Annotated in this window: 1 pseudogene; it reads right to left on the reverse strand. The window is 71.5% G+C overall.

Features of this window, described 5'->3' with window-relative positions:
* Positions 1-260: pseudogene (locus tag OO57_RS38175) on the reverse strand (IS982 family transposase); the annotation flags it as partial.

Here is a 260-nt window from a genome sequence, read left to right on the forward strand (position 1 = left end):
CCACGGCCTTCGCGCCCGTCAGCGCGAAGGCCACCGGCAGGCCGTGCAGGGTGCACACCAGGTGCAGGCGAAGGCCCCAGAAGTAGCGGGAGTGGCTGGGGCAGTAGCCGTACTCGGCCCATCCGGCCAGGTCGGAGCGTTTCACGGTCTCGCGGGAGCGGCCGCACTCCACCGGGGTGGAGTCCACCAGCCATACGTCGTCGGTCCACAGCGAGGTATCGGCCGCGAGCAGGCGGTTGACGCGGGCGATGAGGTCGGCG

The sequence above is a fragment of the Kitasatospora phosalacinea genome, assembly GCF_000717185.1.
Taxonomy (GTDB): Bacteria; Actinomycetota; Actinomycetes; order Streptomycetales; family Streptomycetaceae; genus Kitasatospora; species Kitasatospora phosalacinea_A.